Source organism: Geobacter grbiciae, assembly GCF_018531165.1.
In the GTDB taxonomy this organism is placed as follows: Bacteria; Desulfobacterota; Desulfuromonadia; order Geobacterales; family Geobacteraceae; genus Geobacter; species Geobacter metallireducens.
Genome location: NZ_JAHDIW010000008.1, coordinates 151,259 through 176,895, shown reverse-complemented (window position 1 = coordinate 176,895; position 25,637 = coordinate 151,259). Strand labels below are relative to the sequence as shown.

Genomic DNA, 25,637 nt, shown 5'->3' with positions numbered 1-25,637 from the left:
ACTTCACATAAGAAATGCAGAACAACGAAGGGGGCCATGAGCCCCCTTTCTCTTGCCTTCCGTCTGGATACTTTGATAAAATTCCGTCTTATTCATATCGACTGCGATCCCCTTGCACGGGAGCTTACTGATGGAGCATCACCCGCACTTGCACAGGCCCGCCAGGACCCTGTTCGTCGGAACGTTAGTCCTCTCGCTGGCGCTACACCTCTCTTTTGCCGCACTCGCATCACTCTTCCCCGGCCGTCTTACCGGCCTCGCGTCGGAGTCGATCGTCATGGTGGATCTTACGGATGCCGCCGCCCCACTGACAAAGCCCCCGGTGGGAGCAACAGCCGTTCAGCGCCCTGTCTCACCGGCCCAGAAACAGATGGTGCTCCCCACGCCTGAAGAAAAAGCCCTTCCCGCGCCTTCGCCGACGCCCATGGAGGAACTTCCTCCTCCGGTGCCCCCTCAAACCAGTGTTTCTTCCCTTTCTGTCGGCCTTACCCGGGGATTTTTCAGGAGCCTTGCCGACGGAGAAACTCTGCGCGGCGATGTGCGGGAGTACTATTTTGAGCTTGTGGAGCGGGTTAACGAACAGTGGTGGGATGCGGCGAGCGGTACTGGCATGGAACCGGGACGGCAGGAGGCCCTCGTTACGATTACCGTGAGAAAAAACGGGGAACTTCTGGATGTGCGGCTGATTAGAAGCTCAGGCAATGATCAGTACGACCGGCTGATCATGGATACCCTTCAAGCAGCGTCCAATCTCCCTCCACTGCCGGACAGCTACCCCGGGGAGTTCTTTCAGGCCCCCTTGCGCCTCATGGCCCCCCGAGGCCTCCTCTTTTCGTAACAACTGAGGCTCTTGAAAAGAATTGTTTTGCGAGAGCTTCAACTTTCTGTTTTTTCCCAAGGGGCCACTCTACAGAAAAGGAGCGGGAATTACCCCGCCCCTTCCTCTACCTCGTCGAGATCCAGCAGTTCCAAATCGGCTGCGTCATGGGTATCTCCGTCAGACCGAAGAATGGCGATCTTCTGCGCAACGTCCCGGAAACCGGGGTTGAGCGCCAAAGCTTCGCGGTAGCCCGCAAGGGCACGGGTCCTATCTCCGATCATTTCGTAGAGAAGTGCCAGTTCATAGGTCAGGCAGAGTCGCTCTTCGCGGTTAAGGCCCTCCACGGCGAGCCCTGAGCGGAAATACTCCTCGGCTTTGGCTGGATCCCCCTTCTCTCGAGAGCAGATCCCCTGAAGGGTGATACAGTCTGCAAGGCGGCGCGGATCACGGGCGGCAGACTGGAATTCAACTATGGCGTCGTCGAAAAGCCCCATCTCTTTGTAGGCAATGCCGAGACTGTAGTGTGATTCGGTGTCATCCTGGGTGAGTTGTTCCCCGACCCCCTTCTTGAAGGCGGAAAAAAGGCCGTCGAGGCCATATTTGTCCGGCTTTGGCATCGGCGAGTCGAGGAGCGGAGGAGGAATGACATCCTCCAGTTCACCATCGGTAAAATCGAGGGAAAGCCCCTCGGAGAAAGTCGTTTCTCCGGGCTTATCCATGGCACTGTCAGGTGCCTCGTCGAGCCAGTCGGGAGTAATCGACGAAAAATCGGCTAATTCTACTTCTACCTCACGGGTCTCTTCCTCCGGCGAGTCATCAAACCTGATGGGACTCTCGTCGGCTTCCACGAGGCTCATCCCCTCATCGTGCAGAAACGACGGAGACTCGGAAGCCTCCCCTTCGGTTGGCCGATTCCCCTCAACGGAGACACCATCACTGTCAAAGGAGATGTCGATCTCCTCTTCCCATGGAATGTCTTCGGCGGGGGGCTCTTCCATGACAGAATCCGACTCTTCGGGCTGAGGAGCAAAATCCGCTTCTTCCGGCTCCGCCACGTCCGGCACCTGTTCAACCATAGGTTCAGGCTCATCGACACCCGCTGTCCCGCGAATTCTCAAAAGCCCCTCGGCGATACCGGGATGATCGGGCGAAAGATCCCTGAACGAGAGATAGAACTGCTCAAGGGTTTCCGGTTCCGCCTTTATGAGTTCCGGCTCAACGTGGCGGAGCACCCGAACTGCTTCATCAACATTCCCTTCAGCTTTCAGGCTGAAAAGGAATCCCTTGATGGCCGTAATCTCACCCGGGAAGCGCTTGATTATCTGACCATAGGCCCCCTTGACCATGGCTGGATCAGCCACCGCACGGGCAGCGTCCGCCAGAAGGTAGAGCGCTTTGGGGTTCCAGCGGTCATCGCCGACGATCTGTTTCAGCACGGGGATTGCGGCAGCTGCCTTTCCGTCCCTGATCTGATTTTCCGCTACAGTGAGAAGAAAGTCCTTACGGTCGGGGAACATGCTTGCTATCCGTTCGCAGACGCGTGCGTAAGCCGCATTGTCTCCCTTCGACCTGAGTTCACGGGCCAACTCCGTGTAGTCATGATAGGCGTCGTCAATCAAGTTTGCCCGGTGCCGCGTCTCGGCGAGTTTGAGCCGAATATTCAGATTATCCCGGTCGGCTGCGAGCATCTTTTCAAGAACGGCAACAGCGTCGATGAAGCGGTTGCTCCGCTCGTAGTGATCGAAAACGAATTTGTATTCTGCAAGGGCATTACCGATGAGACCCTGTTTTTCGTTGAGGGCGCCAAGGGTGAGGGAAATGTCCAGGTTGGAGGGGGTAAGCTTCTGGATTTGTTTGTAGACGGCAATCGCCTTGAGATAGAAGCCGTTGTCCGAATAGTATTTGCCAATGACCTCGAATTCCTTGAGCGCGTCATCTTTGCGGTTTGCGCGCACCAGTAACTCGGCGTACTTCTGGCGGACCCGTACGTCTTTCGGGTCTATGGCGACCGCTTGCTCATATTCCCGGAGAGCGCGGTCCAGCTGACCCTTAACCAGGAATTTTTGTGCGTTGTCGAGGAATTTGTCTTTCTTGGGACTCAAAGCCTATCCGGATCCAGCCATGATTTGGTAACGAATATCGTTTGTAAACTAAAGGAAACAGGGCACCTTGTCAAGGTATATGAACCGCCCGGAACTACCTGAAATCAGTGCATCAGCCTTGCTTGCCAGGCTCCTTCCGCCTCACATCGCCGATAGTATTGATGATCTGTTTAAGTTGCCGGCATTCTTCCCTGGAGAGCCGTCGGTCCCGATAGATTGCTCCACCCCAAATATCCACGAAAATAGCTACTGCGGAGTCATCAACCATATGCACAAGCTCATGGAGTCCTCGCGATCGATGATTGCGAGGGATTCCATAAACTTTCTCGACCCTTGCAAGAAAGCTCCGCAGTATGCGCTCTTCCGGAGTCCTTCCGCTTCGAGCCGTAATCCACCAGACAGAGAGTGTCAGGACTGCGGCAAGGGCAAGTGCCTGGGGAAGCAGACGGGGATCAAGGGCGAGGGAGAGCCCCTTGAACTGACGGTTTGCACGACGGATGAAGTCAACCTGTTTCTGGAGGTCATAGGTAATGACCGCCTGGTTCCAGTACCAGGTTAATGAATCCAGCAGTGCCGTGATCTTAGTGGCAAAACCGCGGCTGGATGTTGTGGTGCGATCAAAGTTGGACGCGAAGGAGCTCGGATCGACCCGCACCCACCCCTTTCCCTTAACAAACGCCTCGACCCAGACATGGGCCCGGTCTTCGGTTACCGCGTAGTATCCGCCAACATCATTGTAGTCGCCGCCGTAGTACCCTCCCACAAGCCGTGCCGGCACCCCTGCCAGACGGAGGAGGGTCGCGAAGGAAGAGGCGAAGAATTCGCAATGGCCTGTCCGCCTCACGAACAAAAAGGTATCCACTGGGTCGGCAGTGACGGGAAGACCGCTGGTCGCGTACCGGAAACCCTGCCGCCTGAACCATGTCTCGACGCGGTTCAACCGCTCCTCATCGGTCGGGTTGCCGACAGTGAACTCCCCGGTCAGGGCAGCGATCCGAGCGGAAACCCGTCCGGGGATGCGAAGGTAGTGAGATCGGTCAATCCCCCGGGGGACAGGAATGGCGCCGGTGAGCACCGACCTCGCCTCGTAGCGGATCCGACCGCTCCCCGACGGTCGCCGGGTGAAGGTGAAATCAGCGTCCTGGCTTGCCCTCACGCCGTCAATCCGGAGCGGTACGTCCAAGGCCAGGAGATAGCTGTTCCGTGACGGTTCAGGGTAAACGACCTGCCGAATTGCTTTTCCCGGGGGAGTGGCGGAAACTTCAACGAGGCGCTTTCCACTCCGCACCCAGGTGGCGCCGGAGATGGTGTCGAAAACAATTCCCCTCCAGTAGAGGTCATTGCGGCCAAGCTGCTCGCATTCGGCCCGGAAGGCAATGGTCTTCACGTCGCCGATGCTCGACGCCTTCCCCGGTTCGACCCGGTCGCTGAAGCCGGTGGCCCGCTCTCCCGGGACATTGAGAAAGTTGAGGAGCGGGTACTGGGTTCGGGGAAGAATGGCAAAGAATATCAGGAGCAGCGGCACCGAGGCCGCAGGCATGGCAAGAGCCACGCCGATCACCCGCCTCAGACTTCTGCGCGTGAGGCGTAGACGCGCATCCACGGAGTGGAAAGTTAGAAGAACCAGGGAGACGGCGATCAGGCCCAACTGAAGAAAGAGGTATACGAGGAATACAGCGCTCAGGCTGAAGAGGGACGAACTGGCCAGGGCGAAAAGGGCCAGGGCAAAGATCTGGAGGAGGTTGCGGGGGTTCTTTTCATTCACAAGGCGGACAGAGAGCAGCACCACGAGAAAATTGACCACTGGCGCCGCAGGGTTTGCCATGCTGAGCTGCATGAAGTAGACGATAAAAAAGGTCACGGTAACAGCGGTGGCAGGTATACCAGTAAACGGGTACGTACCTTTTTTATCCAGAAAAATCCCGGCTGCGAGAGCCAGGGGGAAGGCGAGCCGCACCGCGAGATCCACGTGGGGAGCCACCGGCAGGTAGCCGAGAACAGCAACCGCGTACGCAAGGACGGTGATAAGGGAACTAACGGGAACCATGGAGAGCGAGTTCCGTGAGGAGCTTGAGCCGGTGCAAGCGGGAGGTATCGGGGCCGATAACCTTAGCACCGGTGATAAGCCCCACCGGACGATTTGCCCTGATGGAGCGGTTCACGATCCAGGCTCCGCACGAAAGCCTCTCGTCCAGACTCTGGCCCGGCAGTTGTGCAACATCGATCATGAGAGGGACGTCGGCCAGGGAGGTCAGCTGCTTCACCTTGAGATTCTCGTGGCGGGCCGAAAGGCGCCAATGGACCAGTTTCAGCGGTTCGACACCCGTGTAGTCGGCGATGGTCTCCATTTCCCCCTCGTAGCCCCGTCCCCTGCTCCGGGCGGCTCCCCTACTCCGCGCATCTGCCGGACCTTCCGGCGGCCCGCAGGGGCGGGGCCGGGGAAAGACGATGCAGCGGGCATCGAGAGGGAGCGTCGTGCTCCTGATGAAGAAATTTATCGGGAACGGTGAACTGACCACGGCCTGAATGAGTTCTTTCCGCCCCCTCCCCTTAAACGTCATCGCCAGGGTGCCGGATTCGGTGGCACTCCGCTCCACCAGGTGAAAATCGGCGTGGGCCTCTTCCACTCCAATCCGCAACAGAAACGAGGGGAGCAACCGCTTGCGGTTTTCCACCATCAGCGTCACGTAGGTCTCCTGGCCGTCGTAGATCTCATCGGGAAGACGGATCGCAACGTCCAGATACCGGATATTGAGCCAACCGAGGATCCCGGAGACGGTCATGAAGCCGAGCAAGGCCGACACCACGAGGAAAAGGAGGTTGTTCCCCGTATTGACCGCAGCGAAACCGAGCAGGAGCGTGATGGCGATATAGGCGGCACCGGCCCGCGTGAGCTTCAGGTCAGCGGAACCGGGATGGTGTTTAGGACGGCGTTTAATAGCTCCCCCTTGTCCAGGTTCTCGTTCTCCATGGTGAGGATGAGGCGGTGGGCACCCACTGGTGCGGCAATGACCTTCACATCCTCGGGAATGACGTAGTCTCGCCCCTCCAGGTAGGCATGGGCCTTGGCGGTTTCGGCCATGCCGATGGCCCCCCTGGTGGAGATCCCTGAGGAGATGGCGGGATGGTTTCGGGTGGCGGCAACGATGGCATAGAGGTAATCAACGACCAGGTCGGAGAGATAGACCCCCTCCTTCACGGCACGCTGGGCCTCGGCGATGTCATTAGCCGAAACGAGCGGTTCAAGACTCTGGATCCCATCCCGGATACTCCCTCCCTTGATAATCGCCTTCTCGATGATGTCGGGGGGATAGCCAATGCCGCTTCTGACCATGAACCGGTCGAGCTGGGACTCGGGAAGCGGATAGGTTCCCACCTGCTCCACGGGGTTCTGGGTGGCTATAACAAGAAACGGTCCCGGCAGATGATGGGTCGTCCCTTCCACGGTCACTTTCCGCTCTTCCATGGCCTCCAGAAGTGCGCTCTGGGTTTTGGGCATGGTCCGGTTGATCTCGTCCACAAGCACCACGTTGTTGAAAATCGGCCCCGAGACAAAGGTGAACCGACTCTCTTCGCGATTGAAGATGGAAAGCCCCGTGATGTCGGTGGGAAGGAGGTCGCTCGTGCACTGGACCCGGCCGAAAGAGAGCCCCAACGCTTTGGCCAGGGCCAGCGCCAGGGTGGTCTTGCCGAGGCCGGGAATGTCCTCAAGAAGGATGTGCCCGCCGGAAAGAAGGGCGATGACCGATAGCCGAACCGCCCGCACCTTTCCCTTCAGGTAATGGGTGGCCAGGGTATCGATGACATGGAGCATCTCGGCCCGTTTTGCAAGATTCATGGTGGGCGCCTTTCGGGCAAAAAGTGCTTTCAGCCAGACAATAGTACCACACTCCCGAGAGCAGAGGAAAGGCCCACGGCCGGAGCGGTCCGTCCCCTTCCCTTTTCGCGGGATTACTGGTAAGATGCTTCGTCTTATACACAAAAAACAGCGGAGATTTGATCACTATGAACTATATCAGTACCCGGGGTGCCATCACCCCCATCGGATTCAAGGACGCGGTCATGATGGGACTCGCCACCGACGGCGGGCTTCTGCTGCCGGAGACCATCCCGGCCCTTGGCCGCAACACGCTCGAATCGTGGCAAAGCCTCTCCTACCAGGATCTGGCGTTCAACGTGATATCCCTCTTCGCCGATGACATTCCCGCACAGGACCTCAAGGATCTCATCGACCGCTCCTACGCCACCTTCTCCCATCCGGAGATTACACCGGTGGTGAAAAAGGACGGTGTGCACATCCTGGAACTCTTCCACGGGCCGACCCTTGCCTTCAAGGACGTGGCGCTGCAGCTCCTCGGCAACCTCTTCGAGTACCTGCTCAAGGAGCGCGGGGAAAAGATGAACATCGTCGGCGCCACCTCGGGCGACACCGGCAGTGCCGCCATCTACGGCGTCCGGGGAAAGGACAAGATCAACATCTTCATCCTCCATCCCCACGGCAAGACCTCGCCGGTGCAGGCCCTGCAGATGACCACGGTGCTCGATCCGAACGTGCACAACATCGCCGCGCGGGGGACCTTTGACGACTGCCAGAACATCGTGAAGAGCCTCTTCAGCGATCTCCCCTTCAAGGAAAAGTACTCCTTGGGCGCCGTCAACTCCATCAACTGGGCCCGGGTTCTGGCCCAGGTGGTCTACTACTTCTACGCCTACTTCCGGGTTGCCGCGCCCTTCGGCCAGGAGGTGGTCTTCTCGGTTCCGACCGGCAATTTCGGTGATATTTTCGCCGGCTACGTGGCAAAGCGGATGGGTCTGCCGATCAGGCGGCTGATCCTGGCCACCAACGAGAACAATATCCTCTCCCGGTTCATCAACGGGGGGGACTATTCCCTCGGAAACGTGGTGGCGACCGTGTCCCCGTCCATGGATATCCAGCTGGCCTCCAACTTCGAACGGTATGTTTACTACCTCTTCGGCGAAGACTCTGCCCGGGTCCGCGAGGCGTTCGCCGCCCTCCCCACCAAGGGGCGGATCAACTTCACCGAGGCCGAAATGGAGAAAGTGCGGGATGAGTTCCTCTCCCGCTCGGTGAACGAGGATGAGACCATCGCCACCATCGCCGCTTTCCACCGGGAGACCGGCTATATCCTCGACCCCCACACGGCTGTCGGCGTCAAGGCGGCCCTGGAACTGGTGCAGGACGGTACTCCCGCCGTCTGCCTCGCCACGGCCCATCCGGCCAAGTTCGCCGATGCGGTGGTCCGTGCCGTGGGTTTCGAGCCTTCCCGACCGACATCCCTGGAAGGAATTGAAGCCCTTCCAAGCCGATGCGACGTGCTCGATGCGGACCGCGACGCCATAAAGGCATTCATCGAGGAAAAGGCCCTGTAGGGCCTTTTCCTTTTAAACCAATCCCCATGACTATTGACTGGAATCAGATCGATACGGTGCTCCTCGACATGGACGGCACCCTTCTGGACCGCCATTTCGACGATCATTTCTGGCTTGAGCACGTGCCGAAACGCTACGCGGCCAAGAACGGCATCCCCCTCGATATTGCCAAGAAGTCCCTCTACGCCCTGTTCCGCTCGCAGGAGCGGACCCTGAACTGGACCGATCTCGACTACTGGTCCGACCGGCTCAGGCTCGACATCCCGCTCCTGAAGCTCGAAGTGGAGCACCTCATCGCCGTCCATCCCGGCGTGGTGGAATTTCTTCTGTTCCTCCGGCAGCACACCAAGGAGATCTGGCTGGTGACCAACGCCCACGGCAAAACCCTCGACATCAAGATGCGCAAAACCCGCCTTGGACCCTACTTCACCGGCATCGTCTCGGCCCACGACGTCGGTCTCCCCAAGGAAGACGTGGCCTTCTGGGGAAAGCTCCGGAAGACCGTCCCCTACGACCCGGCCCGTACCATGCTCGGCGAGGACAGCGAGACGAACCTCGGCACGGCGGAAGCCTATGGTATCAGCCACCTCATCTACGTGAGCCGCTACAGCTCGACGGTGCATCCTCTCCCCTCGGAACGGTTTGCGTCAATCCACTATTTCAACCAGCTCATCCCCTCGCCCGGCACCTCATCGGTAAGCCTCAACCCATGAAAAAAGGCGGCCTGTTCGGGCCGCCTTTCACGTTTCACTGCTGTAGCTCTCCGTCTATTCCAGATTGTCCTCAATCCGGATGACCTGGCTCTTCTGGGTAATGATATCAAAGGTGTCGATCTCGTCGAGGGCCGTCCGTACATCGCTTTCCCTGGCCTCATGGGTCATGATGACGATGGGGACCTCCTCGCCGGCCATGCGGCCGCTCTGGACCATGGACTCGATGCTGATGTCGTACTTTCCGAGAATCCCGGAGATTCTCGCCAGAACACCGGGCCTGTCCACGGCGCTGAAGCGAATGTAGTACTTGCTCTCAATTTCCCCCATGGGCTTGAGCGGAAGAGTGGCGACCGCCTCGTCACAGTAGCCGAGAGGAGCACAACGACGGCCGATGCCCGCCACGATGTTGCGGGAGACCTCGATGATATCACCCACCACTGCGCTGGCGGTAGGGTCCATGCCGGCACCGCGGCCATAGAACATGACCGGACCGATGAAGTCGCCGGTGAAGCGAATGGCGTTAAAGGCGCCATCTACATCGGCCAGCGGATTGTTGACCGGGATCATGGTGGGGTGAACCCGGGCCTCCACCCGGTCGCCGTCCCGCTTGCCGATGGCCAGGAGCTTGATCTTGTACCCAAAGTCCCGGGCAAACTTGATGTCAACGGAGGAGAGGGAACTGATCCCCTCCGTGTGAATGTCGCTGAAGGTGACCCGGGTCCCGAAGCAGAGGGAAACAAGGAGCGCCAGCTTGTGGGCCGTGTCCACCCCCTCGATGTCGAAGGTGGGGTCAGCCTCGGCATAACCGAGTTCCTGGGCCTTCTTGAGAACGTCGGCGAAGTCCACCCCCTCCTTGGTCATTCGGGTAAGTATGTAATTGCATGTTCCGTTCAGTATGCCAAAAACAGTGGAAAAATTATTGGCTGCCATGTTCCCGCGTATGGCGGAAATGACCGGGATGCCTCCCCCGACCGCTGCCTCAAACAGAACCTCTACCCCCTTGCGGGCCGCGGCAGCGTAGATCTCTTCACCGTGGAGAGCCAGAAGCGCCTTGTTGGCGGTAACCACATGCTTGCCGTTTTCGATGGCCTTGAGCACGAAGCGCTTGGCCGGCTCATAGCCGCCGATCAACTCGATCACCACGCTGATCTCCGGATCGGTGAGCACCTCGTCGGCGTTGGTGGTGAGAATGTCCGCCGGAAGCGCAATCCCCCGGTCGGTGGTTATATCCAGATCGGCGATCTTTTTAAGGGTAATCCGGGCGCCCACCTTGGCGGCGATCAGATCGGCATTGGTCATGAGCAGCTTGGCGACCCCCGTACCAATGGTCCCCAGGCCGAGAAGGCCCACCTTTATCTCGTTCATACGTCCTCGCTCAGTATGGAATGACGCGATGCAATGGCTGGAGCTACCCCTTGTCGGGGAGAGTCGAGGCGACCTCGTCGAGGATGCCGTTGATGAAGGCAGGCGAATCCTCGGTACCGAATTTTTTCGCCACTTCGATGGCCTCGTTGATGGTGACGTTCTTGGGGATGTCGCCACGGTAGAGGAGCTCGTAAATCGCAAGCCGGAGGATGTTGAGATCCACCTTCGCCATGCGGGAGATGGCCCAGTTTTTCGACTTCTCGGTTATCGTTGCGTCGATAGTTTCGCGGTGCTCAAGAACACCGCGAACCAGTTCGTCGGAAAAAGCCCGCCCTGCAGCGGTCCCCGGCTCGGCTTCGTCAAAGACCATCTCAAGAAGCGAGGAGGCCTCACCCACGGTATAATCGCGGGAGTAGAGAAGCTGAAGGGCGATCTCCCTTCCGAGGCGTCGGGCACCCACTAGCGGAACTCCCGGAAGACGCGGACGGTTTCAATGGCGGTCATGGCGGCGTCAAAGCCCTTGTTGCCGGCCTTGGTGCCTGCCCGCTCCACGGCCTGCTCGATGGTATCGGTGGTGAGTACGCCGAAGGAAACCGGAACGCCGGTTTCCAGCGACACGTGGGCAACCCCCTTGGAGACCTCGGCGGCCACGTAGTCGAAATGGGGGGTCGAGCCCCTGATCACCGCGCCGAGACAGATGATGGCGTCATAGCTCCCTGTCTGGGCCATTTTCTTGGCGGTCAGGGGGATCTCGAAGGCGCCGGGCACCCGGGCCACATCGATGGTCGCTTCGTCTGCTCCGTTACGGACCAGGGCATCGAGGGCCCCCTCCAGAAGGCGCTCACCAATGAAGCTGTTGAAACGGCCCACGATGATGCCGAACTTGAGCCCCGTGGCATCCAGTTTTCCTTCAATAAATCGCGGCATGATGAATCCCTCCTCGCCGTATCTCAGATATTTTCCAGCAGGTGTCCCAGCTTCTCGCGTTTTGTCTTCAGGTAGCCGGCATTGCTCCCCGTGGCGGGAATCTCGATGGGTACCCGTTCCACAATGTTGATTCCGTATCCCTGGAGGCCAATCAGCTTCCGGGGGTTGTTGGTCATGAGGCGGATGTTCTTGATTCCGAGGTTCACGAGGATCTGGGCGCCGATGCCGTAGTCGCGCATGTCGGGCTTGAAGCCGAGCTCAAGGTTGGCCTCAACGGTATCCTTCCCCTGGTCCTGAAGGGCATAGGCCTTGAGCTTGTTGAACAAGCCGATTCCCCGTCCTTCCTGGCGCATATAGAGGATAGCCCCTTTCCCCTCGGCCTCAATCATCTCCATGGCCCGGTGAAGCTGGCCGCCGCAATCGCACCGGAGACTCCCGAAAACATCTCCGGTCATGCACTCGGAATGAACCCGGACGAGTATTGGCTCATCCCCACTGATCTCTCCCTTCACGAGTGCCAGGTGCTCCAGCCTGTCCACATCGTTTTCGAAGGCGATGGCCCGGAACTCACCAGCTTCGGTGGGGAGTTCCACATCGGCAGCCCGGCGGACCAAGGACTCGTGCTTGAGCCGGTAGGCGACCAGGTCAGCAATAGTGCAGATCTTGATCCCGTGCTCCTTGGCGAATTTCTTCAGTTGCGGCATCCGGGCCATGGTGCCGTCATCGTTCATGATCTCACAGATGACGCCAGCCGGCTTGAGGCCTGCAAGACGGGCCAGATCCACTGACCCTTCGGTCTGCCCCGCCCGGACGAGGACACCACCGTTACGGGCCCGCAGCGGGAATATGTGGCCGGGCCGGGCAAGGTCCTCCGGTTTCGTGGCATCGGCCACGGCTGTGAGAACTGTATGGGCACGGTCAGCGGCGGAGATGCCGGTGGTCACTCCCCGTTTTGCCTCAATAGAGACGGTAAAGGCGGTACCGAAGGACGAGGTATTGTCGGACACCATGAGCGGCAGCCTGAGGTAATCGCACCGCTCCGAGGTCATGGTGAGACAGATGAGGCCACGGCCATACTTTGCCATGTAGTTGATCGCTTCAGGGGTGATCATCTCGGCGGCCATGGTAAGATCACCCTCGTTCTCGCGGTCCTCATCATCCACGAGAATGATCATTTTCCCCTGTTTGATGTCCTCTATGGCTTCTTCTATTCTAGCAACCGTCATTGTCGACTCCGTTCATGAGAAGTAATAACAACGTTATATCTCACAGAAAGCCGCTCTTTGCAAGCAGTTCAAGACTGAGACCACCCTCCTTCTGCCCCGTGCTTCCAAAGGCCAGGAGGCGCTCGACATATTTCCCCAGAATGTCCGTTTCAATATTAACCCGTCCACCCGGTTTCATGCCGTTCAGGGTGGTCATTGCAGCGGTATGGGGGATGATATTGACCGAAAAACCGCTATCAGTGACGGTGTTAACCGTAAGACTGATTCCGTCGATGGTGACCGAACCCTTGGCCACCAGATAACGGGCAAATTGCCTTGGGATGCGGAAACCGAAGACAATGTTGCCGGCAACCTCGCGCCGTTCGGAGACATCGGCGATAAAGTCCACATGGCCGGTGACGATGTGGCCACCCAGGCGGTCGCCAAGACGCAGTGCCCTTTCCAGGTTCACGGGGGCTCCAGTGCCGAGGGTGCCGAGAGTGGTCCGCTCCAGGGTTTCCGGGGAGGCGTCAAAGGTGAGTTCGCCTCCACCCTTTGCCACAACCGTGAGGCAGGCACCATTCACCGCCACCGAGTCGCCGAGGGCAATGGAATCGAGCGGAAGTTTTGTGGCGGTGGTGAGCCGTGCCGCAGCCCCTGCCCGTTCAAGCCTTCTCACCGATCCAACGTCTTCTATGAGCCCGGTAAACATAAATCCTCCGGATAAGCCTCGATCATCACGTCATCGCCGAAACGCCGCACCCTCACATCCTTCAGCCGGTAGCATCCATCCATTCTTTCGGCCGACGGCCCGCCAAAGAGCCCCAGGCCGGCGGCTCCCCCCAAAAACTTGGGGGCGTAGAAGAGGACACATTTGTCGATGAGCCCGGCACGGAGTGCTTCGCCGGCCAGTTCGCTCCCCCCTTCAAGGAGGATTGATTGCACCCCCCGGGCACCGAGGCGGGCAAGGAGATCACGCAGATCAACGCGCCCCATGACGGCATGGCAACGGAGCACTTCGGCACCTGCAGATTCCAGCCCCACGATCCGGTTTCGGTCTCCCGAGACGGTGGCAATAACGGTTGCTACCGGGGACTCTTGGTGGAGCATCCGGGCACCAGAGGGGATTCTGAGGGAACTGTCCACCACAACCCGGACGGGATCCTTCCCCCGCGGGATTCGCGCCGTAAGCTGGGGGTCATCAGCCAAGACAGTGCCGACACCGACCATTATCGCATCGACCATTGAACGAAGTTTATGAACGTAGCGCCTTGATTTTTCATTGGTTATCCAGCGCGAATCGCCCGAAGCGGTAGCGGTCTTGCCGTCCATGGTCATGGCCGACTTGAGGATCACAAAGGGAAGCCCGGTGGTCACGTGTTTCACGAATGGCTCGTTAAGCCTGCGGCACTCCGCCTCCCGTATCCCGGTAACCACATCGATGCCAGCAACCCGAAGCCGCTCGATGCCGCGCCCGGAAACCTTCGGATTCGGGTCCACCATGCCGACGAACACGCGCCCCACCCCTGCCTCGACCAGCGCTTCGGCACACGGGGGAGTTTTGCCGAAGTGGGAGCAGGGTTCCAGAGTCACGTAGACATCGGCCCCCCGGGCCAGCTCGCCGGCCTGCCGCAGGGCATGGACCTCGGCATGGGGGGTGCCGGCCTTCCGGTGCCACCCTTCGCCGACGATTGCACCGTCCCGCACGATGACGCACCCCACCGCCGGATTCGGGGATGTCTTACCCATGCCGCGCCGCGCCAGGGTCAAGGCCCGACCCATTATTTTTTCAGAAGACATAGCCATGGATTATTTCTTCAGGAGGTCCTGCAGTTCGGCCATGAACTCGTTAACGTCCTTGAAGGAACGGTAGACGGAGGCAAAACGGACGTAGGCCACCTCGTCGATGTCATGGAGTTCGGTCATGACCCACTCGCCGATGGTGGTACTGGGGACTTCCTTCTCGCTCCACTCCTGGAGCCGTCCTTCGAGCCGGTCCACGAGGCGGTCGACGGTCTCCCGCGACACCTGGCGCTTCTCGCACGCCTTCAGGATGCCCCCAACGATCTTCATCCGGTCAAAGGGCTCACGGCGGCCATCTTTTTTCAGGACCAGGGGTAGGGTTTCCTCGATCCGTTCATGGGTGGTAAAGCGCTTGGCACATGATTCGCACTCGCGCCGTCGCCGAATGGCAGCCCCCCCCTTATCGGGGCGGGAGTCAACAACCTTGCTGTCAGGATGGGCGCAGAAGGGGCATTTCACGGGGTTTCCCCCTTTATATCACCAAATTTGTCCACCACGACCCCCGATTCGCCAACCATCTCCCGCGCCAGTTCGTCCGAGTAGCCCTCTTCGTAGACAACGCGGCGGATGCCGGCGTTTATGAGCATCTTCGAGCAGATGATGCACGGCATGGTGGTGCAGTAAAGAGTGCTGCCATCGATGTTGGTGCCGTGCTTGGCCGCCTGGATGATGGCATTCTGCTCGGCATGCAACCCGCGGCAGAGTTCGTGTCGCTCACCCGACGGAATGCCGAGTTTGGCCCGAAGACATCCTACCTCGAGACAGTGGGCAACGCCCGATGGCGCACCATTGTAGCCCGTGGCCAGAATGTTCTTGTCCTTCACGATAACAGCACCCACCTGCCGGCGCAGACAGGTGGAACGCTTGGCAACCAGATGGGTGATTTCCATGAAATATTCGTCCCAGGTGGGTCGGGTCATGGGGGCTCCGTGGGGTGAAGTGGTGGGCAAGAATAACCGAGAAACGCCGCAAGGTCAAGGAATTAGCCTGATCAATCCTCCGGCTGGATGCGCAGGCGCTTGGTCTGGGAGCGGCGCTTCTTTTCTTCGATTCGCTTTTCTTTCTGGCCGCGGGGAACCGTGGTAGCAACCCGCTTTTTTACACGCCGTTCACGGCGCTCCAGTATCTGGCGCAGCCGCTCCAGGGCAATCTCGCGGTTGCGGGCCTGGGAGCGACTTTCGCAGGCCTGGACCACGACACCAGTAGGAACATGCCTGATGCGGACGCCACTTTCGGTCACATTGCGGTGCTGGCCCCCCGGTCCCGAACCGCGGTAGAACTCAAATTTAAGATCTGCCTCATTGATCTCGATCATGGCGCCCCCCCGGCTCAACTGAATCGGAATCGGATTCGTAAATGTCCAAGGTTGACAGACAACAGGACGAACATCAATAATTAATCCATTACCAAGCGGAGGCAACCGGATGAATGTTGAACATATACTTACCCGACACTTCGGCAAAGAAACACAGGCTTGCGCCATTGTTCTTGAACACAGCAGAATGGTGGCACACAAGGCACTGCGCATTGCTCGCGCCCTTAATGATCCCGACCTCGACCTTCGGTTCATCGAAGAGGCCGCGCTGCTGCATGATATTGGCGTTTGTGGAACCGATTCTCCCGGCATTGGCTGCTCCGGCGATTCACCCTACATCCTCCATGGCATCATCGGTCGCGAAATACTGGAGGCCGAGGGATTGCCCCGGCATGCCATGGTCTGCGAACGTCACATCGGCGTCGGTCTGACCGTCGACGATATCGTGAGACAGGGACTCCCCCTTCCCCTGAGGGAAATGGTGCCGATCACCCGGGAGGAAAGAATTATCTGTTATGCCGACCTCTTTTTCTCCAAAAAGGGGAATTCCCTGAACCACGAGAAAAGCCCCCCCGAAATCCGCAAGGGGCTCATCAGGCATGGGGAACATCGCGTTGCGATTTTCGAGCAGTGGCTGCTGGAGTTCGGCGGCTAACATATACCCATATACTTACCCGCGCACCCCGCCATCTCTCCTTCCGACAGAAGACATTTCCTGTGTTATAGTGTACCAAGTCTGCGAAAGGAGGTCAGGTCATGCCCGTACCGTCGGCCCTCAAGAGGATAACCGACACCACCTGGGAGCTTCCCGTTTCCTATAAAGCCGGCATGCTGGTGCCGGCCCGGATATTCGCCACGGAGAAACTGATCACCGCCATGGACGCGGGGGTCTTCGACCAGGTGTCCAACGTGGCCTGCCTCCCCGGCATCCAGAAGTATGCCTTCTGCATGCCTGACGGCCACTGGGGGTACGGGTTCCCCATCGGTGGGCTGGCGGCCATGGACCCGGAAACCGGGGTCATCTCGCCCGGCGGTATTGGCTTCGACATCAACTGCGGCATGCGGCTCGTCCTCACTAATCTAACCGAGGAGGAGGTCAAGCCACGTCTCAGGGAGCTGGTGGACGCCCTCTTCTACCGGGTGCCGGCGGGTGTGGGGAGCCACGGTTTCGTCAGCCTTTCCCACGATGAATTCTGTACCGTTGCCGAGCAGGGGTCCCGCTGGTGCCTGAAGAGGGGGTTCGCCTGGCCCGAGGACCTGGAGATGACTGAGGAAGGTGGCTGTTTTCCGGGCGCCGACGCTTCAAAGATCAGCCACAAGGCCATAGACCGTGGTTACAACCAGATCGGCACCCTCGGCTCGGGCAATCACTATCTGGAGATTCAGGTGGCTCGGCCGGAGAACATATACAACGAGGAGCTTGCCAGGGCCTTCGGCATCACCCTCCCGAACCAGGTGGTGATCATGTTCCACTGTGGCAGCCGGGGCTTCGGGCATCAGGTGGCCACCGACTACCTGCAGCTCTTTCTGTCGGTCATGGAGCGAAAATACGGCATCACCGTCAACGACCGGGAACTGGCCTGCGCTCCGTTCCGTTCCCGTGAGGGGCAGGACTACTTCGCCGCCATGAAGTGCGCCGTGAACATGGCTTTTGCCAACCGGCAGGTGATCCTCCATCGCATCCGCGAGGTATTTTCCGGCATCTTCGGCCGCGACCCCGCCGATCTGGGGATGGAGATGGTCTACGACGTGGCCCACAACACCGCAAAGCTGGAGACCCACATGGTTGACGGACGAAGACGAGAACTCCTCATTCACCGCAAGGGGGCGACCCGCGCATTCGGCCCCGGCATGGAGGGGTTGCCCGAACGATACCGGGAAACCGGCCAGCCGGTCATCATCGGCGGGAGCATGGAGACGGGTTCCTACCTTCTGGCGGGAGAGCCCGGGGGAAGCGAAACCTTCTTCACCACGGCCCACGGCAGCGGACGGACCATGAGCAGGCACCAGGCCAAGAAGATGGTGAGGGGACAGAAGCTGCAGCGGGACATGGAGGAGCGGGGAATTTACGTGCGGACCGCTTCGTGGGGCGGGCTTGCCGAGGAGTCGGGACGGGCGTACAAGGACATCGACGACGTTGCCGAGGCGACGGAGCGGGCCCACCTGAGCCGGCGGGTCGTGCGACTTCTCCCCATCGGCAATGTCAAGGGGTAGGTGCCAGGCGAACGATCAGGTAAGAAAGTCGATAATCAGCCCCTTGAGTTCCATAATTTTGTTGGTGATCTTCAGGCGGTCCTTGTTTTCCGTCATGATGAGGTTCAAAAGGTTATCCGCCTCCCGGTCGATTACCGTAATGATCTCGAAGCACCGGGGATTGAGGGATGTTCCCCCTACCCGCTCAAGGCGATAGGCGTTGGATGTCACCGTTTTGGCAAGGGTAGCGATGAGATCGCGAAAGGTCCGGAAATTGGCTACGGTCGGCTCCCGCTCCAGGTCGGTACCGGCCCGATCAATCTCTTCCTTCAGGTCCTGGAGTTGCTGTTCATAGGTGTCAAGCTCCGTCCGGTGCAGCGTCAGCGCCCGCACAAAGGGGGAATTGGCTTCCCCACCACCCGTTCGCACGAGTGCACCTTTTCCTGCCTTCTTCCCGACATCCCGTGACGAAATTTTGTCATTTATCCGCATGAATCATTCCGTTCCTTGCCGGCTTTGCGAAATACGCTGCCAAGGGGAGTCAGGCAAGGCGAGACAGTTGCCGTCCCAGGCAAACGAGGTGATGACCTCCCGCTCATCGACACCGAAAATCCGTTCGCACTTGAGATTGACCGGCCCATTATAGGTGTACACGCCGCCCCGGTCCTCAAGCCAATGATAATACTTGTTCCCGGCCATGTCGGCGGAAACGGACGAGGGAGGGCCGGCCTGCCCCATCAGCTCGTCGAGCCTGGCACCCTGCCAATCACTCAACTGCCCACGAACAGGCGAACAGCCAACCACAGCTAGAACTGCAGGAAGTAGCAAGAGTAGAGATTTCACAGGGCACCTTCCGGTCGAAATATCATGAAACGTTTTGCACAAAACAGGCCAACAACATTGAATAAGGTATTGATTCGGCCGTTGCTATTCCATCAACCCTGATTGCCCAGCAATACAGAGAGTTTTTTTCTCTCGCCACCCGAATCTATAGTGTATACTCATCTTCACTTCGACAACGCTCGTTGTCGGGCAATAGGCACGCCTTGAATATCTGATGGAATTCAATCACCGCGGGGGAAACGGATGGCGAAGAGAGTCTTCATCGGCGCGACGGGACAGAACTGCGGCAAGACCACCATGAGCGTATCGCTCATGCACCTGGCACGCCAGAAATACGACAGAGTGGGCTTCATCAAACCCATCGGCCCCAAAATCGAGGGATACAACGGCCTCACCGTCGACATGGATGCCATTCTCATGGCCAGAACCTTCGGGCTGGAGGAGGACCTTCCCCTCATGAACCCGGTCTCGCTCCACAAGAACTTCACCCGCGATTTCCTGAGCGGCAAGCTCGATTGCAATGTCCTCAAGACAAAGATTCTCGAAGCCTTTGAAATTCTCGACAAGAAATATGATTTTCTCATCATCGAAGGGGCCGGGCACGGCGGCGTCGGATCGGTCATCGGCCTCAGCAACGCCTGCGTTGCCCATACCCTCAACGCTCCGGTCATCATCGTGACCGACAGCGGCATCGGAAGCTCCATCGACGCGGTGCACCTGAATCTGGCGCTCTACGAGAAAGAGGATGCCGATGTCCGGATGCTACTCGTCAACAAGCTCCGGGCCGACAAGCGGGAATCGATCCTCAGCTTCCTCGGCAAAGGTTTCCCGGGACGCCCCCTCAAGATCAGCGGCGGCTTCAACTACTCCCCCATCCTGGCAAACCCTACCCTCTCCCACATCGGCAAACTGCTCAATCTTCCGGTCCACGGCGACCCCGACGGGCAAAGCCGCATCATCCACCACATTCACTTGGGGGCCGCCTCTGCCCAGCGGGTGGTGGACGCCTTGCAGGAATCGACCCTCATCGTCATAACCAGCTCCCGCGACGAGCTCATCGTCACCCTCTCCTCCCTCTATCACATCCCAGCTTTCCGGGAAAAGATCGTGGGGCTTGTCATCGCCGGCCACATACCCGCTTCGGAAATAAGCCAGCAAATTTTGGACGACAGCAATATCCCCTACATCAGGGTCCACGATTCCACGGCCAATGTCTTCACCACCCTCATGGAGGACGTGGCAAAGATCACCGCCGAGGACCAGGAGAAACTGAACTGGATCAGGGCCAACGCCGAGAACGAGATCGACTTCGAAGCGATCGACGCCCTTCTCTGAAAGCATTTGGAACAGCCCCATGCCCTACCGTTATCTCCCCGACATCGCCACCGCGGACATCGCCTTCGAGGCCACCGGCGCCACCCGGGAGGAGATGTTCACGGCGGCGGCCGATGCCCTGACCAACGTCATGGTGGAGGATCTCGCCACCATCCAGCCCCGTCAGGAGCTTGAAATCATCCTCGAAAATGCGGATCTCGACCTCCTCCTCTTCGATTTCCTGCAGGAAATCATCTACTACAAAGACGCCCGGAGGCTCCTTCTCCGGCCATCCTCCCTCACCATCGCCGACAGTGACGCAATCCTGAAACTCCATGCCGTGGTCCGGGGCGAAGAGATAGACCTCAACCGTCATCCCATGGTCGTGGACGTGAAGGCCGTCACTCTCCACCGGTTCGCCGTCGAATTGCGGGACGGAACCTGGCGGGCAACGGTCGTTCTCGACATCTGAAACCTATCTGCGTCGCTGTATCCGCTTGAATACCTTGTGGAGCTCAGAGACCAGGATCATCCCGACCGCCAGTCCCACCGTAATGAGAAGGGCTTCTCCGGAGAGGGGCGCCGTGGAGAAAATCGGATTCAACAGCGGCGTGTAGACAACCATGAGTTGGAGAAGGAATGTGACGATAATCGCCCCGCAGAGGGGAAGGTTGGAGAAAAGCCCGATCCGGAAGAGCGACTGCCGGTCTGAGCGGACCGAGAGGGCAACCGCCATCCGATTCAGGACGAGGAAGGTGAATTCCATGGTCTGCCAGGGAAGCCCCCGGCGCAGGGCAAAGGCCTGGAACGCGAGGGCGACGGCGCCGATGAGGAACCCGTAACCGAGCACAAAGTATCCCCGACCGGCGGAGAATATCCCCTCCCGGGGGTCCACCGGCGGACGCTTCATGACGTCCCGCTCGGCCGGTTCGCCGGCAAGGGCCAGCCCCGGCAGACTGTCACAGAGCAGGTTCAGCCAGAGAATCTGGATCGGCAATAGCGGGAGCGGGAGCCCGAAGAAGGGGGCCAGGGTTATGGCCACTAGGGTGCCGGCGTTGCTGGTAATCGAATAGATGATGAATTTCAGAATATTGGCGTAGATTCGCCTCCCTTCCCGGACCGCCTTGACGATAGTGGCGAAGTTGTCGTCCAGAAGGATCATGGCAGACGCCTCCTTGGCCACGTCGGTACCGGTGATCCCCATGGCAATGCCGATATCGGCCCGTTTCAGGGCCGGGGCGTCATTCACCCCGTCGCCGGTCATGGCAACGAAATGCCCCCTGTCCTGGAGGGCCTTGATGATTTTCAGCTTCTGCTCCGGCGCCACCCGAGCGTAGACCCGGATATGTTCCACCCGCTGCTCGAATTCCTCCAGGGAAAGCTCCGCCAATTCGCGGCCGGTGATCACGTCGTCCGCGTCATCCTCCACGAGCGAGAGCCGCCGGGCGATAATCCCGGCCGTGAGCGGGTGGTCGCCGGTGATCATGACCGGCGTGATGCCGGCGCTCCGGCAGTCGGCCACCGCCTCCGCCGCCTCGTCCCGTGGCGGGTCCATCATCCCCGCCAGGCCGAGAAAGACCAGATCTCCCTCCACACGGTCGCTTTCCAGGCGGTCGGGAACCCGTTCCCAGTGCCGCATGGCCACGGCCAGGACCCGCAGCCCTTCCGCAGCCATCTCCTCGCTCAGCCTGAGAATCTCTTCCACATCAGGGGGACTCTCCACTTCATTGACGAGCATAGCCGACGATCTGTCGAGAATCGCCTCAACGGCCCCCTTGGTGTAGGAAACGAAACCCTCCCCCCGGCGGTGGAAGGTGGTCATGACCTTGCGCTCCGAATCGAAGGGAAGCTCTGCCACACGGGGGTGATAGCCCTCAAGCTCTTTGCGCTCGTAGCCGCAGATGAGGGCCGCGGCCGCAAGGGCGGTCTCGGTGGGATCGCCCATGAGGTTTCCCTCGCTGTCGAGACGGGCATCGCTGCAAAGGGCAAGGGCCATCATGAAGTGACGGCCCGCCTCTCCTCCGGCGGGTCCGCAGGCTTCGCCAAGGGGAAGTCCGGCACCGTTCACCGCCACCTTTTCCACGGTCATCCGGTTGAGGGTGAGGGTGCCGGTCTTGTCGGAACAGATGTAGGTAACCGAGCCGAGGGTTTCCACTGCCGGAAGCCGCCGGATGAGGGCGTTCTGCCGGACCATCTTCCGGGCGCCCAGGGCAAGGGTGATGGTGACCACGGCGGGGAGCGCCTCGGGAATGGCCGCCACTGCCAGGGAAATGGCGGTGAGGAGCATTAGGAGCAGCGGCTCTCCCCGTAAAAATCCGAGGGTGAAGATAATGGCGCTGACAATGATAATCGCCACCGCCAGGCGCCGGCCGAAGACTGCGAGCCGCTTCTGCAGCGGGGTCTTTGTCTCCTCCTCGTTCTGGAGCATGGTGGCTATCCGGCCCAGTTCCGTCCCCATTCCCGTGGCCACGGCCACCCCTGCCCCCCGTCCGTAGGAGATGATGGTCCCCTTGTAGGCCATGTTCCGCCGGTCACCCAGGGAGAGTTCCGGGTCGTCCAGGGACGCGGTCATCTTTTCCACCGGCAGCGACTCACCCGTGAGGGCCGCCTCCACCGCCTTCAGATGCGCCGCCTCAACCAGCCGCAAATCGGCCGGAACCACGTTCCCTGCCTCCAGCAGCACCAGATCTCCCGGCACGACCTCCCGGGCGGGAATGGCAACGGGGCTCCCCTCCCGCACCACGGTGGCGCTGTTCCCCGCCATTTCACGCAGGGCCGCCATGGCCCGCTCGGCCCGGAACTCCTGGACAAAGCCGATAATGGCGTTGAGGATGACAATGGCAATGATCGGCATGGCATCGCCCAGGTCGCCGACAATGGCCGCAAGGACCGCCGCGCCCAGGAGAACGAGAATCATGAAATCGGCGAACTGGGAGAGGAGCATGGAGAAAGGGGTCCGGCGCGCCTGCTCCTGAAGCTCGTTGGGGCCGTTTTCGTCGAGACGCTCCCGTGCGGCCACAACCGAAAGCCCCTCTCCGGAAGTGCCGAGTTCGGCAATGGTCTCTTCGATTGTTTTTAGATGCCATGCCATTGGCTACAGCTCCTCCACAGCACGGCGCGCCCTGTCCACGATCTCTGTCGGCGACTCTCCCCTGAAATGAATCGGTTTGCCGAAGGTCACCGAAATCTCTCCTTTTTTTGGCCATGAGGCGCCGCGAGGAAGAACCTTCTCAAGCCCCCTGATCCTGACCGGAACCACCGGCACCCCCAGTTCCCGGACCATGACGCCGAGCCCCTGCTGAAACGACAGGAGCCTGCCGTCCCAGGAGCGTTCCCCCTCGGGAAACAGAAGGATGTTCATGTCCCGGTCAGCCAGGGCCCCCATGAAGCGGAGAGCCCCCCGGAATCCCCGGGACTGGGGAAGGGGAAAGACCGTGAAGGCCACGCTTGCGTACTCGTATGTGAATCGCTTCCAGAGCCGCTGGGAAAGATTCTTGAAGTTGCGGAAGAAGAACTCCTCCCAGGCGGCAGTGGCGGTGTTGTAGCGCAAGGCATCGGACAGGGCGAACATGATGGCCGGCTGGTCCAGGTAGCTCAGGTGGTTGGAAACGAACATGACCGGTCCGTCAGCGGCCTTGAGGTTTTCGGCACCGACCGAGTTCAAGGTTACGAAGGCCCGAAGGAGGGGACCGTGGAGCACGGCGTCGAGAACGCGGCGAATCGTACGGGAAGCCCCCCCCATGGCCCACATCCGGAAATGTTCGCGGATGTGCACCTTCTCCCGCCGGCTGACGATCTCCCTGAGGTCGGCCACGCGGGTCTGGGGGCCGATGACCGAATCCTCCAGGTCGAGCCGGAATTCCATCTCCAGGGCATTCACGAGTTCGAGGCGGGCGATGGAGGTGAGCCCCAGGTCGTTAACGAGGAGCGCCTCTTCCGTAACCCGCTCCAGGGGCGAACCGGTAACGGTCGCCACAAGGGCCGTGAGGCGGTCGGCGCCCCGGCCGTCTCCCGCGCTCCCTCCCCCCTGTTCAATCCGCTCCTTCACCTGAAACTTGCGGATTTTCAGGGTAGTGGTCTTGGGGAACTCCGCATCGGGCCAGACGGAAAAGGAGGTAATCCGGTGGAGCTCGTCGAACTTGGCGTTTACCTCATTGATGATCTCTTCCGTCGGACGCCCGGAACCGTCCAGGATCAGGGCCCCGTGAACCTCTTCCCCCTTGCCCCGGTCAAGGCCGATGACGCACCCTTCCCGCACTCCCGGGGTCCGGTTGAGGATCGCCTCGATCTCGTCGGGGTAGACGTTGACCCCGGCTCCGGTGACAATGAGCTCCTTGCTCCTCCCCTTGATGCGGAGCCAGCCGTCCGGATCAAGCTCCCCCAGATCCCCGGTCCGGAACCAGCCATCGACTAAGGCCCCCCGGCTGGCTTCCTCATTGCGAAAGTAGCCGGGGAAGATATTGTCGCCCCTGGCGAGGATTTCCCCCTCTTGGAGCCGCAACTCCACGCCGTCAAGGGGGGTGCCCACTGAGCCCATCACCTGGCGTTCCATGGTGTTGGCAGTCAGAACCGGCGCACACTCGGTGAGGCCATACCCTTCCACGACCCTGAAGCCGAGGCCGTTCCAGAAGCGGAACACCTCCGGGTCAAGGGGAGCGCCTCCCGAGACGAACAGGGCAAAGTTGCGGCCGAACTTTCGCTGGATGGGACGGAAAAGAATCGAGCGTCCCTGGGGGGACAACTTCTCCCCCGCTTGCAGAAGCCACCTGAAGATGGAACCAAGGCCCTTGGCCTCCAGCTCCCGCTCCACGGAGCCCTTGAGGAGTTGGAGCAGCCGCGGCACGGCGATGATGGCGTAGATGTCCTCCTCCCCCAGGGCCTCCATGATCGCCGACGGTTTGAGGGTGCGAATGTAGACGATGGCGGCTCCCCGGTAGAGGGGAGTGAAGAAACCTCCCATCTGCTCGAACATATGAGAAAGGGGAAGAAGTGACAGGAACGAGAAATCGGGGGTAACGACAGGAATGTGCCGGTTCACCTGCAGGAGATTGGCAACCAGATTCCGGTGGGTAAGAATCACCCCTTTGGGGTTGCCGGTGGTGCCGGAGGTATAAATCAGTTCCGCCATGTCATCGGGGGCAGGCCGATGGATGGTCGCAAGCGGTTCCACCTCTTCCAGAAGAAAACCGAGCTCCTCCAATAATACCGACGGTCTCCCCGTGAGCCGGTCTAGTTTGTCCCTGCTCTGGATGACGAGTTTCGCCTCCGTGAGACCGGCAATGGTCTCGGCCCGCTCGGCACCCGACATGAAATCGACCGGTACGGCAACTGCCCCTCGCGTTACGATTCCCCAGAAGGCCACCGCCCACCAGGGGGAGTTGGGTCCCCAGAGAACCACCCGGTCCCCCGCCCCTACTCCCTGGTCAGCCAGCCAACGGTTCATCCGGAGCGAGAGGTTGTGCAGCTCAAGGTAAGTAAAAACGTAGCGTCTTACCCCAGTGCGAGAGACGAAGGCAGTTTTATTCCCGCGTTGGGGAAAAGTGGCAAAGATATCAGAAAGGGTTTCCATCGGACACTCCATATCCAGAAAGCGTATGCCGGCTAACAGTCGGAACAAGTATAAGTGTGCCAGGGAGCCGATGCAAC

General features: G+C 59.8%; 23 protein-coding genes and 1 pseudogene. 7 read left to right on the top strand and 17 right to left on the bottom strand.

The genetic code is table 11. The features are described 5' to 3' along the window. Window positions 1–130 precede the first annotated feature (130 nt). Window positions 131–838, top strand: coding sequence for an energy transducer TonB (locus KJB29_RS11610; RefSeq protein ID WP_215734712.1), 708 nt, complete (start codon window positions 131–133; stop codon window positions 836–838). 89 nt (window positions 839–927) lie between these two features. Here KJB29_RS11610 and KJB29_RS11605 read toward each other — a convergent pair whose 3' ends face one another. The 4 genes from KJB29_RS11605 to KJB29_RS11590 all read right to left on the bottom strand — a co-directional run bounded on the left by KJB29_RS11605 (window position 928) and on the right by KJB29_RS11590 (window position 6,760). Next, entirely contained in the window at window positions 928–2,922 is a 1,995-nt protein-coding gene (locus KJB29_RS11605; protein ID WP_215734711.1) for a tetratricopeptide repeat protein, read from the bottom strand. Window positions 2,923–3,034: 112 nt separating this feature from the next. Continuing rightward, window positions 3,035–4,969, bottom strand: coding sequence for a transglutaminase TgpA family protein (locus KJB29_RS11600; protein WP_215734710.1), 1,935 nt, complete (start codon window positions 4,967–4,969; stop codon window positions 3,035–3,037). Beyond that, complete coding sequence (locus KJB29_RS11595) at window positions 4,956–5,726, bottom strand: DUF58 domain-containing protein (protein ID WP_343213562.1); 771 nt, start codon at window positions 5,724–5,726, stop codon at window positions 4,956–4,958. Before KJB29_RS11595 ends, KJB29_RS11600 begins: the two co-directional genes overlap by 14 nt. Window positions 5,727–5,818: 92 nt before the next feature. Beyond that, a complete protein-coding gene (locus KJB29_RS11590) occupies window positions 5,819–6,760 on the bottom strand; it encodes an AAA family ATPase (RefSeq protein ID WP_215734709.1) in 942 nt (313 codons plus the stop codon). Window positions 6,761–6,927: 167 nt separating this feature from the next. On the opposite strand from KJB29_RS11590, the gene thrC reads away from it, so the two are divergent. Continuing rightward, entirely contained in the window at window positions 6,928–8,313 is a 1,386-nt protein-coding gene (gene thrC, locus KJB29_RS11585; protein WP_215734708.1) for a threonine synthase, read from the top strand. 26 nt (window positions 8,314–8,339) lie between these two features. Next, window positions 8,340–9,026 (top strand): HAD family hydrolase, encoded by a 687-nt coding sequence (locus KJB29_RS11580; RefSeq protein ID WP_215734707.1) that lies wholly within the window; start codon window positions 8,340–8,342, stop codon window positions 9,024–9,026. A 54-nt stretch (window positions 9,027–9,080) separates the two neighbouring features. Here KJB29_RS11580 and KJB29_RS11575 read toward each other — a convergent pair whose 3' ends face one another. The 9 genes and pseudogenes from KJB29_RS11575 to KJB29_RS11535 all read right to left on the bottom strand — a co-directional run. Next, window positions 9,081–10,391, bottom strand: a complete 1,311-nt coding sequence (locus KJB29_RS11575; protein ID WP_215734706.1) for a homoserine dehydrogenase — start codon at window positions 10,389–10,391, stop codon at window positions 9,081–9,083. Window positions 10,392–10,434: 43 nt separating this feature from the next. Then, window positions 10,435–10,851, bottom strand: coding sequence for a transcription antitermination factor NusB (gene nusB / locus KJB29_RS11570; protein ID WP_004511436.1), 417 nt, complete (start codon window positions 10,849–10,851; stop codon window positions 10,435–10,437). Continuing rightward, window positions 10,851–11,318 (bottom strand): 6,7-dimethyl-8-ribityllumazine synthase, encoded by a 468-nt coding sequence (ribH, locus tag KJB29_RS11565; RefSeq protein WP_004511437.1) that lies wholly within the window; start codon window positions 11,316–11,318, stop codon window positions 10,851–10,853. Before ribH ends, nusB begins: the two co-directional genes overlap by 1 nt. Window positions 11,319–11,341: 23 nt before the next feature. Beyond that, complete coding sequence (locus KJB29_RS11560) at window positions 11,342–12,544, bottom strand: bifunctional 3,4-dihydroxy-2-butanone-4-phosphate synthase/GTP cyclohydrolase II (protein WP_215734705.1); 1,203 nt, start codon at window positions 12,542–12,544, stop codon at window positions 11,342–11,344. Window positions 12,545–12,584: 40 nt separating this feature from the next. After that, window positions 12,585–13,235, bottom strand: a complete 651-nt coding sequence (locus KJB29_RS11555; protein ID WP_215734704.1) for a riboflavin synthase — start codon at window positions 13,233–13,235, stop codon at window positions 12,585–12,587. Continuing rightward, window positions 13,217–14,329, bottom strand: coding sequence for a bifunctional diaminohydroxyphosphoribosylaminopyrimidine deaminase/5-amino-6-(5-phosphoribosylamino)uracil reductase RibD (gene ribD, locus KJB29_RS11550; protein ID WP_215734703.1), 1,113 nt, complete (start codon window positions 14,327–14,329; stop codon window positions 13,217–13,219). Before ribD ends, KJB29_RS11555 begins: the two co-directional genes overlap by 19 nt. A 3-nt stretch (window positions 14,330–14,332) precedes the next feature. Next, window positions 14,333–14,785 (bottom strand): transcriptional regulator NrdR, encoded by a 453-nt coding sequence (gene nrdR / locus KJB29_RS11545; protein ID WP_004511441.1) that lies wholly within the window; start codon window positions 14,783–14,785, stop codon window positions 14,333–14,335. Then, complete coding sequence (locus tag KJB29_RS11540) at window positions 14,782–15,246, bottom strand: deoxycytidylate deaminase (protein ID WP_215734702.1); 465 nt, start codon at window positions 15,244–15,246, stop codon at window positions 14,782–14,784. The genes nrdR and KJB29_RS11540 overlap by 4 nt, the downstream gene beginning before the upstream one ends. Window positions 15,247–15,317: 71 nt before the next feature. Beyond that, window positions 15,318–15,638: pseudogene (locus tag KJB29_RS11535) on the bottom strand (peptide chain release factor-like protein); the annotation flags it as partial. A gap of 112 nt (window positions 15,639–15,750) precedes the next feature. Between KJB29_RS11535 and KJB29_RS11530 the strand changes: the two are divergent. Both KJB29_RS11530 and KJB29_RS11525 read left to right on the top strand, forming a co-directional pair. Then, entirely contained in the window at window positions 15,751–16,296 is a 546-nt protein-coding gene (locus tag KJB29_RS11530; protein ID WP_215734700.1) for an HD domain-containing protein, read from the top strand. Between the two features lie 101 nt (window positions 16,297–16,397). Next, on the top strand, window positions 16,398–17,855 hold the full coding sequence (locus KJB29_RS11525; RefSeq protein WP_215734699.1) for an RtcB family protein: 1,458 nt from the start codon (window positions 16,398–16,400) through the stop codon (window positions 17,853–17,855). Window positions 17,856–17,870: 15 nt separating this feature from the next. Here the strand turns inward: KJB29_RS11525 and KJB29_RS11520 are convergent, their stop codons facing one another. Further along, the gene (locus KJB29_RS11520) at window positions 17,871–18,326 is read right to left on the bottom strand and encodes a YaaR family protein (RefSeq protein ID WP_215734698.1); all 456 of its coding nucleotides are present in this window, start codon (window positions 18,324–18,326) and stop codon (window positions 17,871–17,873) included. 3 nt (window positions 18,327–18,329) lie between these two features. Next, the gene (locus tag KJB29_RS11515) at window positions 18,330–18,608 is read right to left on the bottom strand and encodes a hypothetical protein (protein ID WP_246561220.1); all 279 of its coding nucleotides are present in this window, start codon (window positions 18,606–18,608) and stop codon (window positions 18,330–18,332) included. Between the two features lie 312 nt (window positions 18,609–18,920). On the opposite strand from KJB29_RS11515, the gene KJB29_RS11510 reads away from it, so the two are divergent. Together KJB29_RS11510 and KJB29_RS11505 are read left to right on the top strand one after the other, a co-directional pair. Then, window positions 18,921–20,012, top strand: a complete 1,092-nt coding sequence (locus KJB29_RS11510) for a phosphotransacetylase family protein (RefSeq protein ID WP_004511448.1) — start codon at window positions 18,921–18,923, stop codon at window positions 20,010–20,012. A gap of 19 nt (window positions 20,013–20,031) precedes the next feature. Next, window positions 20,032–20,463 (top strand): archease, encoded by a 432-nt coding sequence (locus KJB29_RS11505; RefSeq protein ID WP_215734697.1) that lies wholly within the window; start codon window positions 20,032–20,034, stop codon window positions 20,461–20,463. 3 nt (window positions 20,464–20,466) lie between these two features. Here KJB29_RS11505 and KJB29_RS11500 read toward each other — a convergent pair whose 3' ends face one another. After that, window positions 20,467–23,082 (bottom strand): cation-translocating P-type ATPase, encoded by a 2,616-nt coding sequence (locus KJB29_RS11500; protein ID WP_215734696.1) that lies wholly within the window; start codon window positions 23,080–23,082, stop codon window positions 20,467–20,469. Between the two features lie 3 nt (window positions 23,083–23,085). After that, complete coding sequence (locus tag KJB29_RS11495; protein WP_215734695.1) at window positions 23,086–25,560, bottom strand: AMP-binding protein; 2,475 nt, start codon at window positions 25,558–25,560, stop codon at window positions 23,086–23,088. Window positions 25,561–25,637 lie beyond the last annotated feature (77 nt).

Coding starts and splice junctions, on each gene's coding strand:
- KJB29_RS11610 (WP_215734712.1), top strand. CDS start 131: ATGGAGCATCACCCGCACTTGCACAGGCCCGCCAGGACCCTGTTCGTC.
- KJB29_RS11600 (WP_215734710.1), bottom strand. CDS start 4,969: ATGGTTCCCGTTAGTTCCCTTATCACCGTCCTTGCGTACGCGGTTGCT.
- KJB29_RS11590 (WP_215734709.1), bottom strand. CDS start 6,760: ATGAATCTTGCAAAACGGGCCGAGATGCTCCATGTCATCGATACCCTG.
- thrC (WP_215734708.1), top strand. CDS start 6,928: ATGAACTATATCAGTACCCGGGGTGCCATCACCCCCATCGGATTCAAG.
- KJB29_RS11580 (WP_215734707.1), top strand. CDS start 8,340: ATGACTATTGACTGGAATCAGATCGATACGGTGCTCCTCGACATGGAC.
- KJB29_RS11575 (WP_215734706.1), bottom strand. CDS start 10,391: ATGAACGAGATAAAGGTGGGCCTTCTCGGCCTGGGGACCATTGGTACG.
- ribH (WP_004511437.1), bottom strand. CDS start 11,318: ATGCCGCGATTTATTGAAGGAAAACTGGATGCCACGGGGCTCAAGTTC.
- KJB29_RS11560 (WP_215734705.1), bottom strand. CDS start 12,544: ATGACGGTTGCTAGAATAGAAGAAGCCATAGAGGACATCAAACAGGGG.
- KJB29_RS11555 (WP_215734704.1), bottom strand. CDS start 13,235: ATGTTTACCGGGCTCATAGAAGACGTTGGATCGGTGAGAAGGCTTGAA.
- ribD (WP_215734703.1), bottom strand. CDS start 14,329: ATGGCTATGTCTTCTGAAAAAATAATGGGTCGGGCCTTGACCCTGGCG.
- KJB29_RS11540 (WP_215734702.1), bottom strand. CDS start 15,246: ATGACCCGACCCACCTGGGACGAATATTTCATGGAAATCACCCATCTG.
- KJB29_RS11530 (WP_215734700.1), top strand. CDS start 15,751: ATGAATGTTGAACATATACTTACCCGACACTTCGGCAAAGAAACACAG.
- KJB29_RS11525 (WP_215734699.1), top strand. CDS start 16,398: ATGCCCGTACCGTCGGCCCTCAAGAGGATAACCGACACCACCTGGGAG.
- KJB29_RS11520 (WP_215734698.1), bottom strand. CDS start 18,326: ATGCGGATAAATGACAAAATTTCGTCACGGGATGTCGGGAAGAAGGCA.
- KJB29_RS11510 (WP_004511448.1), top strand. CDS start 18,921: ATGGCGAAGAGAGTCTTCATCGGCGCGACGGGACAGAACTGCGGCAAG.
- KJB29_RS11505 (WP_215734697.1), top strand. CDS start 20,032: ATGCCCTACCGTTATCTCCCCGACATCGCCACCGCGGACATCGCCTTC.
- KJB29_RS11500 (WP_215734696.1), bottom strand. CDS start 23,082: ATGGCATGGCATCTAAAAACAATCGAAGAGACCATTGCCGAACTCGGC.
- KJB29_RS11495 (WP_215734695.1), bottom strand. CDS start 25,560: ATGGAAACCCTTTCTGATATCTTTGCCACTTTTCCCCAACGCGGGAAT.